At 47.6% G+C, this 2624-nt stretch carries 2 protein-coding genes; one reads left to right on the top strand and one right to left on the bottom strand.

Annotation, left to right across the window (positions count from 1 at the left end):
- Positions 1-104 precede the first annotated feature (104 nt).
- Positions 105-1634, bottom strand: coding sequence for a DNA repair protein RadA (radA, locus tag PN499_RS26125; RefSeq protein ID WP_272036035.1), 1530 nt, complete (start codon positions 1632-1634; stop codon positions 105-107).
- A 160-nt stretch (positions 1635-1794) separates the two neighbouring features.
- Here radA and rpaB point away from each other — a divergent pair, with 160 nt between their 5' ends.
- Entirely contained in the window at positions 1795-2526 is a 732-nt protein-coding gene (gene rpaB, locus PN499_RS26120) for a response regulator transcription factor RpaB (RefSeq protein ID WP_026103763.1), read from the top strand.
- The last annotated feature ends 98 nt before the right edge of the window (positions 2527-2624 follow it).

Here is a 2624-nt window from a genome sequence, read left to right as displayed (position 1 = left end):
GGATGGCGGCGTTACTGCGTAACTCCTAAGTTTATTAACATCCACTATTCAACAGTTAACAGTTAACAGTTAACAGTTAACCGTTAACCGTTAACCGTTAACCGTTAACTATCATCATCCGACTCCAATTGACGGGGAGTAGCAGGAATTGCGGCAATAATTGCATCAATCACCTTCGCCACTGGAATAATTTGCATCCCCAAATCTGGTGGCGTTTGATTGTGAGGAATAATCGCCCGCTTAAATCCCAACTTTGCGGCCTCCCTTAGCCTTAATTCTAGTTGCGAAACTGGCCGCACTTGCCCGCCTAAACCTACTTCTCCTAATAACACAGTCCGCGCATCTACCACGCGATCGCGAAAACTAGCCACCACTGCGATCGCAACTCCCAAATCCGCAGCAGGTTCCTCCACCTTCAACCCGCCCACAGTTGCCACAATCGTATCTAATTTAGATAGCGGAATCCCGACTCTCTTCTCCAAAACAGCTAGAATTTGCTGCAATCTCGCATTATCTACCCCCGTAGTGGCGCGGCGCGGCGAACCAAAACTTGCAGGACTAACTAAAGCTTGAATTTCTACTACAATTGGGCGAGTACCCTCACAAGCAACCGTCGTCGATGTACCCGGAGAAAACTCATCTCGGTTGCCCAAAAATAACTCCGACGGGTTATCGACTTCTCGCAACCCATTAGCGATCATTTCAAAAACACCGATTTCGTGAGTTGCACCAAAGCGGTTTTTCATAGAACGTAACAATCGGTGGGAAGCAAAGCGATCGCCCTCAAAATACAGTACAGTATCGACCAAATGCTCTAAAACCCTCGGCCCCGCTAAGCCCCCATCTTTTGTCACATGACCGACAATAAATAAAGTAATATTTGCCCGCTTCGCCACCTGCATCAAGGCAGAAGTACATTCTCGCACCTGCGCCACCGAACCCGGAGCCGATGTTAAACTAGCAAAATAAACCGTCTGGATACTATCAATTACTGCTAAATTCGGTTTCAGCGATTCCAACTCTCGCAAAATCACCTCTAAATCAGTTTCCGGGAGTAAGTAAAAATTCTCCGCTGAATTGTCTATTTCGCGATCGCCCGAATTCTTCGCCTTTTCCCCACTACCATTAGCACTTTGTCCATTGGCAGATAAATTTACCGGAGTAGCAACACCCAAACGCTGCGATCGCAACTTCACCTGCTGACCCGACTCCTCCGCACTTACATACAGAATCCGATCCTTGCGCGACAGTTGATTCGCCACCTGTAATAACAGCGTTGATTTCCCAATCCCCGGTTCCCCCCCAATCAACACCAAAGAACCCGGAACAATCCCCCCTCCCAAAACTCGATCCAGTTCCGCATAACCAGAAGGCCAACGCGACTGTGATTGGTCAGCAATCTGTGATAATTTGAAAGATGCTCTCGGCTGACCAGAAGACTTATCTGGTGTTAAGTTGCCCGTTTCCCTAGTGGTTACGCCAGTCAAACCCACTCTGCCCGCTGGAGTTGTGGGAATAATCTCTAGCTGTTCATCAAAAGAGTCCCAATTCTGACAGCTAGGACACCTGCCGAAGTATTGGGGCGACTCGTAGCCGCATTCCCGACAAACATATTGTGTTCGAGGCTTTGGCATTGTTTACAATATATAGTAACCTTAACATTTGAAAAAGCCTGAATAAGAGCAATAACAAGGCTTTCAGGCCGAACACAAGTGATTAAAAGAGTTTGTGTCTTAATGATAGGGTACAAAAAATTAACTTATCAGTAATGTAACTTAAGGAGTGTTGGGGAATTTGGAAAACCATAAGGAAAAAATTCTAGTAGTCGATGACGAAGCCAGTATCCGCCGCATTCTGGAAACTCGCCTGTCGATGATCGGCTACGATGTCGTCACTGCTGCTGACGGCGAAGAAGCCCTAGATACCTTTCGCAATACCGATCCTGACCTTGTGGTGCTGGATGTAATGATGCCAAAGCTAGATGGTTACGGCGTTTGTCAGGAGTTGCGGAAGGAGTCAGACGTGCCGATTATCATGCTGACGGCTTTGGGGGATGTTGCCGATCGCATCACGGGTTTAGAATTGGGGGCGGATGATTACGTTGTCAAGCCTTTTTCTCCCAAGGAATTAGAAGCCCGCATCCGTTCGGTACTGCGGAGAGTTGACAAAAATGGTGCTTCGGGTATTCCTAGTTCCGGCGTTATTCATGTCACCAATATCAGAATTGATACCAATAAGCGACAAGTTTACAAAGGGGACGAACGCATTCGGCTGACGGGGATGGAGTTTAGCCTTTTAGAGCTATTAGTAAGCCGCTCTGGAGAGCCTTTTTCGCGATCGGAAATTTTGCAGGAAGTTTGGGGATATACGCCTGAGCGTCACGTAGACACCCGCGTTGTGGACGTTCACATCTCGCGGCTAAGGGCAAAGTTAGAAGACGATCCTAGCAATCCTGAGTTAATTTTAACCGCACGCGGTACTGGCTACCTGTTCCAGCGCATTGTAGAACCTGGGGAGGTTGGCTAAAAAGTTTTGAGTTTGGAGTTTTGAGTTTTAAGTTAAAGACTTAACTAAAAATGCTTGTAACGCCGCCCTCTGGGCGGTTTCTTGACCGCCCAGAGGGC

It is taken from the genome of Kamptonema animale CS-326 (assembly GCF_028330895.1).
GTDB lineage: Bacteria > Cyanobacteriota > Cyanobacteriia > Cyanobacteriales > Microcoleaceae > Kamptonema > Kamptonema formosum.
This window is presented reverse-complemented; position numbering and strand designations above follow the sequence as displayed.